Raw genomic sequence first — 6,647 nt, 5'->3', positions numbered from 1 at the left:
GACCGTTAAGCCTTCCAGCGCCGATGGTACTTGGACCGAAGGGTCCCGGGAGAGTAGGACGTCGCCAAGCGAACAACCATAAAGACCGTTATCGAGTCATCGATAACGGTCTTTTCCTATACTCAATAACATGTGTTTATGAAATCGAGGACTATCCCGTACCGGGTTGGGTGATACTAAACGACAGCGATTCATTGTCCCTAGGATGGTGCCTCAAGGGTTGGCATATTGGCAGACAGGGCTTTAACCTGGGTAAGTCTCCATTTAATAGAAGAAACCCGGTCTGTTTGTCCATTCCAAAGAGACAGGATAACGTGCAGGATGGATACCTGCGAACTTCGAGCAAAGGTCGAATTTCAATCCTTGACAGCCTATGGGCCCTTTGCTAAGATGGCAATAATATATTTCTGAAAATACTTGAAAATGCCGTCCGGTCCAGCTCTGACAGTAGTTGTAGTCCGCAGGAAGACGACAAAAAGGAGGAATAACCCAGGTGTGGGAAGATAAGTTTAGCAAGGAAGGCTTCACTTTTGACGATGTATTGTTGGTTCCTAGAAAATCCGAGGTGCTTCCAAAAGAAGTAGATGTTAGCACCAAATTGAGCGAGCATGTAAAATTGAATATCCCGCTCATCAGTGCAGGAATGGACACCGTAACGGAAGCTCCTTTGGCCATTGCCATTGCTAGAGAAGGCGGAATCGGCATTATTCATAAAAATATGACCGTTGAACAACAAGCTGAAGAGGTAGATCGGGTTAAGCGTTCGGAAAGTGGTGTTATTACGAATCCGTTCTCACTCCATGCTGATCATCTTGTATCCGATGCAGAGAAACTCATGAGTAAGTTCCGGATTTCCGGCGTACCGATCGTAGATAAGAACAATAAGCTGATCGGTATTTTGACGAATCGTGATCTTCGTTTTGTTCATGACTACAATACGGTAATTAGTGAAGTAATGACCAGCGAGAATCTGGTGACAGCTCCGGTCGGAACGACTCTTCAAGATGCCGAAATGATTCTGCAGAAGCATAAGATTGAGAAGCTGCCTTTGGTAGACGAAGATAATGTTCTTAAAGGACTTATCACGATTAAAGATATCGAGAAAGCGATTCAGTTCCCTAGAGCTGCGAAGGACGCTCAAGGCCGCCTGCTTGTAGGTGCAGCGATCGGAATTTCCAAAGATACCTTCGAAAGAGCAGAAGCGCTTGTGAAAGCTGGCGTAGACGTCATTACCGTTGACTCTGCCCACGGTCACCACATCAATATCATTGATTCCGTTCGGAAATTGCGCGAAGTGTATCCGGATCTGACGATTATCGCTGGTAACGTGGCTACAGGCGAGGGTACAAGAGAGCTTATCGAAGCCGGTGCATCCGTCGTTAAAGTCGGAATTGGGCCTGGATCGATCTGTACGACGCGTGTCATTGCCGGGATTGGCGTACCGCAAATCACAGCGATTTATGATTGTGCAACGGTTGCTAAGGAATACGGAGTGCCGATTATTGCAGATGGCGGCATCAAATACTCCGGTGAAATTACAAAAGCGATCGCAGCCGGAGCAAGTGCAGTTATGCTGGGCAGCATGTTTGCCGGTACGGAGGAGAGTCCGGGCGAAGCTGAGATCTATCAAGGACGCCGTTTCAAGGCTTACCGCGGTATGGGTTCCCTTGCTGCCATGAAACAAGGCAGTAAAGACCGTTACTTCCAAGATGACGACAAGAAACTGGTACCGGAAGGCATCGAGGGCCGTGTTGCTTACAAAGGGCCTTTGGCAGATACCATCCATCAGCTGATCGGTGGATTGCGCTCTGGTATGGGCTATTGCGGTACACAAAACCTGGAGGAACTGCGGAATGACACCCAGTTCATCCGTATCTCTGGTGCAGGACTCCGCGAGAGCCATCCTCATGATATCCAAATTACCAAAGAAGCACCTAACTATTCCTTGTAATTCACTCGGAAGAACAAGGATAAACAATATATATGTCATTTATTTCCTGGACAAGCTGGATGAAATTCATCTAGCTTGTCTTTTTTTGATACCCCCCCTATGATAGAATAGAACAAGTTAATGACTTATTGAGAATTAGAGGGGAGTAATTCCATTGATAGACAAGTCTGTAAAGAAGAATAAGCGACAACGCATTCAAAGAACGCTGGCATCCTTGATGCTGTTTAATATACTGTGTTTCTCTGCTGCGCCTGCGGTTTCGTTCGCGGCGCCTCATATGCTGGTAACAGCGGATACGACGAAAGCCACAGAGGACAAAGCGACAACAGAGAAAGCGACAACCAATGCTGAGAAACCGGATAAAGTGCCATCCATTGATCAGCTTGGACTGGATGTAAGCTCCGCTGTTCTGATCGAGCCATCAACAGGACAGGTCCTATTATCAATTAATGCTGATGAAGCATTGCCGCCTGCGAGCATGACGAAGATGATGACGGAATACATCGTGGCAGAGAAGGTAAAACAAGGCGAGTTAGCATGGGATGACGTAGTCACGGTAGGGGAAAATGCTGAAAAAACCGTGGGCTCACGGATATTTTTGGCTGAGGGAGACCAACATACAGTGGAAGAGCTCTACATAGCCATGGCTGTCGGCTCGGCGAATGATGCAACGGTAGCATTGGCTGAACATGTCGCTGGTTCCGAAGCAGAGTTTGTTACCATGATGAACGATACGGCGAAAAAGATGGGATTGAAGACCGCTTTCTTCATTAATTCCACAGGCCTTAGCCGTGCAGATATGCCTGAGAAATACCGTCCTGCAGAAGATAAAGAAACTGTAATGTCGGCAATGGATACTGCATTACTTGCCAAGTATATCGTTGAGGATCATCCTGACTTTGCGAAGTTTACGGCCATTCAATCGCATAAATTCCGGCCGCGCGATACGAGTCCGATCATCAACTACAACTGGATGCTGGAGGCCAATAAAAGCATTACTAACTTCAAGGCTTATGCTTACGAAGGTTTGGACGGTTTAAAAACCGGTCATACCAATGCGGCGGGCTATTGCTTTGCTGGTACCGCCGAACGCGATGGTATGCGTCTGATTAGCGTTGTTATGGGTACCAAATCTGAAGGCGCCCGTTTTAAAGAGACCAAAAAAGTCCTGGATTACGGCTTTGACAACTTTGAAGTGAAGGAAGTCCAAGCTGCCGGGGCAACCGTGCAAGGCTTTGAAACGGTCGAAGTGAAGAAGGGCAAAGGCAAAGAAGCTGCGCTCGTAACCGACAAGGCTCTCACTTTTGTTGTACCAAAAGGATCAAGCGGCAAGAACATTACCTTCGAAGCCAAGCTGGACTCCTCCAGCATGACGGCGCCTGTTGCTAAAGATACGAAGGTGGGCACGGTAACCTACACCTATAAAATAGAAGGCATGAAGGAAGCTCAGACCGAAACGGTGAATTTAATCACAGCGGAGGAAGTTGAGAAGGCCGGCTGGTTCAAGCTGTTCCTGCGGGCCATTGGAGACTTTTTTGCCGATTTGTTTGATTCCATCAAAAATCTTTTCTAACAGCCGACAAATTCCGAGTAAATGGGTTGTGTATTTGATTTTGATGCGGTAAAATATCGAGTTAGATTCATTGCAAGTATGCACCTATACAGGTACAGTCCATATCGCCAGGGAATGCTGTAATGGCGATGAGATACAACATATAATCGGGGGGCTAGGGGACATGGAAACAGGAACATCAACTGTAAAAAGAGGTATGGCGGAAATGCAAAAAGGCGGCGTCATTATGGACGTCATGAATGCGGAACAAGCAAAGATCGCTGAAGCTGCCGGCGCAACGGCAGTTATGGCGCTGGAGCGCGTTCCTTCTGATATTCGCGCTGCTGGGGGGGTAGCACGGATGGCTGACCCAACCATCGTTGAGGAAGTCATGAAAGTTGTATCCATTCCAGTTATGGCCAAAGCTCGTATCGGTCATTACGTCGAGGCGAAAGTCCTTGAATCTCTTGGCGTGGATTATCTCGACGAGAGTGAAGTGCTGACACCGGCGGATGAAGTGTTCCATATCGATAAATGGGATTTCACGGTACCGTTCGTATGCGGTGCAAAGGACCTTGGCGAAGCGCTGCGTCGTATTGGTGAGGGTGCTTCCATGCTCCGTACGAAAGGCGAGCCGGGAACAGGTAATATCGTGGAAGCCGTTCGCCATATGCGCCTTATCAACAGTCAAATCCGTAAAGTTCGCAACATGTCGAAGGACGAGCTGTATGCGGAAGCGAAGAACCTCGGTGTTTCCTATGACCTCCTGAAGGGCATTCATGAGACGGGCAAGCTCCCTGTCGTTAACTTTGCAGCTGGCGGCGTGGCAACACCTGCAGATGCCGCATTGATGATGCATTTGGGCGCTGACGGCGTCTTTGTTGGATCCGGTATTTTCAAATCGGACAGCCCTGAGAAATTCGCTCGTGCGATCGTTGAAGCGACTACGCATTATGATGATTATAAATTGATTGCTGAAGTATCCAAGAACCTGGGTACTCCGATGAAAGGCATCGAGATATCCAAGCTTAGTCCTGCTGAGCGCATGCAGGATCGCGGCTGGTAAGAGAGAAGGGGTAACATGAAGGTCGGCGTACTGGCACTTCAGGGTGCCGTTGCAGAGCATATTCGAAGCATCACGCTTGCTGGTGCCGAGGGAGTGCCGATCAAGAAGGTTGAGCAGTTGGACGGCATTGACGGCTTGATTATCCCTGGCGGTGAGAGCACCACCATCGGCAAGCTGATGCGCAAGTATGATTTTATGGATGCGATTCGTCAGTTCTCAGCCCAGGGTAAACCGATATTCGGAACATGCGCCGGACTGATCGTGCTCGCTGAACGAATTCAAGGCGACGAAGAGGCCCATCTGAAGCTGATGGACATCACGGTGGCGCGGAACGCATTTGGACGTCAGCGTGAAAGCTTCGAGACCGATTTGCCTGTAAAAGGAATCGAGGAAACGGTACGGGCAGTCTTTATCCGTGCGCCGCTCATTCTGGAGGTGGGTGCGGGCGTTGAGGTCTTGTCTACTTATAAGGACGAGATCGTTACAGCCAGACAGGGGCATCTGCTTGCAGCTTCCTATCATCCGGAGCTGACGGACGATTATCGACTTCATCAATATTTTGTGGAGATGGTTCGATCCCGGTCTACGGCACCACAGACGTAATAGTTACAGTAGAAGACATCTTGACTCTTTGGCAGTATGTGGGAGTCGAGTTGTCTTTTTCGCTGAAATACAATAAGATGTATCGTATGTAATAATGTACACTGCAGCCTTGTCCCAAGGCTTTTTATCAACATATAGGGCAGCTGCTTCGATATACTTGATGGATGTTTTACTTTAGGAGGGTTTCCCGTGTTAGACGTAAAAATATTGCGCAGCGAGTACAGTCGTGTAGAAGAAGCGCTGAAGAATCGAGGCAAATCGCTCGATCTGATTGCGGATTTTCCTAAGCTTGACGCCCGGCGCCGGGAATTGCTGCAGGAAAGCGAAAGTTTGAAGAATCGCCGCAACACCGTGTCGGCTGAAGTAGCCAAACTGAAGAAGAATCGTGAGAATGCAGATGATCTGATACTGGAAATGCGCCAAGTGTCAGACCAGATTAAAGCGATGGATGAGGAAGTTCGTGAGCTGGAAGCCAGCATATCCGAGCTTACTTTGGCGATTCCGAATATCCCTCATGAGAGTGTGCCTGTAGGCGCCTCGGAGGAGGAGAACGTGGAAATCCGCCGCTGGGCGGAGCCAAAAGCTTTCGATTTCGAGCCTAAGGCTCACTGGGAGCTTGCTCAGAATCTGAGTATTTTGGATTTTGAAGCAGGTGCGAAGGTAACGGGTTCGCGGTTTACGTTCTACAAAGGTTTAGGTGCTCGTCTTGAGCGTGCCTTGATCAGTTTCATGATGGATCTGCACAGCGACAAACACGGCTATGAGGAGATGCTGCCTCCATATATCGTCAACCGGGACAGCTTGTACGGAACAGGACAGCTGCCTAAATTCGAAGAGGATTTATTCAAAATTAGCGATACCGACTATTACCTGATCCCAACCGCTGAAGTTCCTGTAACGAACTACCATCGCGAGGAAATCTTAAATAGCGAGGATCTGCCTAAATATTACGTGGCGTACAGCTCCTGTTTCCGTTCGGAAGCCGGCGCGGCAGGGCGCGACACACGGGGACTTATTCGTCAGCATCAGTTCAACAAGGTTGAGATGGTGAAAATTGTACACCCGGAAACTTCGTTTGATGAGCTTGAGAAGATGACGGCGGATGCGGAGCGCGTGCTTCAGCTGCTGAATCTTCCATATCGCGTCATGGCTCTCTGTACTGGGGATATGGGCTTCGGATCGATGAAGACATACGATCTGGAAGTTTGGCTTCCGGAGAGCGGCGTATATCGCGAAATCTCCTCATGTTCGAACATCGGGGACTTCCAGGCACGCCGTGCCAACATTCGCTTCCGTCCGGAACCGAAGAGCAAGCCTGAATTTGTCCACACCTTGAATGGTTCCGGGCTTGCGGTTGGACGTACCGTCGCTGCGATTCTGGAGAATTATCAACAGGCTGACGGGTCCGTCGTTATTCCTGAAGTACTTCGCCCGTACATGGGGAACGTTAGTATCATCGACCAGAAAAAATAAGT

5 protein-coding genes are annotated in these 6,647 nt (G+C 48.8%); all 5 read left to right on the top strand.

From position 1 onward, the window contains the following. Positions 1-493 precede the first annotated feature (493 nt). On the top strand, positions 494-1,951 hold the full coding sequence (gene guaB / locus ACPV3A_RS15065; RefSeq protein WP_071221104.1) for an IMP dehydrogenase: 1,458 nt from the start codon (positions 494-496) through the stop codon (positions 1,949-1,951). Between the two features lie 154 nt (positions 1,952-2,105). Continuing rightward, positions 2,106-3,524: a D-alanyl-D-alanine carboxypeptidase family protein gene (locus tag ACPV3A_RS15060; RefSeq protein ID WP_426200123.1), complete on the top strand. Its 1,419-nt coding sequence runs from the start codon at positions 2,106-2,108 to the stop codon at positions 3,522-3,524. 163 nt (positions 3,525-3,687) lie between these two features. Then, positions 3,688-4,569 carry a pyridoxal 5'-phosphate synthase lyase subunit PdxS gene (gene pdxS, locus ACPV3A_RS15055; RefSeq protein ID WP_071221106.1) on the top strand — a complete coding sequence of 294 codons (882 nt, stop codon included), beginning with the start codon at positions 3,688-3,690 and terminating at the stop codon, positions 4,567-4,569. Positions 4,570-4,584: 15 nt separating this feature from the next. After that, positions 4,585-5,172: a pyridoxal 5'-phosphate synthase glutaminase subunit PdxT gene (gene pdxT / locus ACPV3A_RS15050; protein ID WP_194540322.1), complete on the top strand. Its 588-nt coding sequence runs from the start codon at positions 4,585-4,587 to the stop codon at positions 5,170-5,172. Between the two features lie 189 nt (positions 5,173-5,361). Further along, entirely contained in the window at positions 5,362-6,645 is a 1,284-nt protein-coding gene (gene serS / locus ACPV3A_RS15045; RefSeq protein ID WP_194540323.1) for a serine--tRNA ligase, read from the top strand. The last annotated feature ends 2 nt before the right edge of the window (positions 6,646-6,647 follow it).

The sequence above is a fragment of the Paenibacillus sp. Dod16 genome (genome assembly GCF_049893405.1).
Taxonomy (GTDB): domain Bacteria; phylum Bacillota; class Bacilli; order Paenibacillales; family Paenibacillaceae; genus Paenibacillus_AQ.
Note: the sequence above shows the minus strand (reverse complement) of the source record. Positions and strands in the feature narration are given on the sequence as shown.

What these genes read in the sequence shown, in the direction of transcription:
- pdxS (WP_071221106.1), top strand. Translation starts at nt 3,688, where the DNA reads ATGGAAACAGGAACATCAACTGTAAAAAGAGGTATGGCGGAAATGCAA.
- pdxT (WP_194540322.1), top strand. Translation starts at nt 4,585, where the DNA reads ATGAAGGTCGGCGTACTGGCACTTCAGGGTGCCGTTGCAGAGCATATT.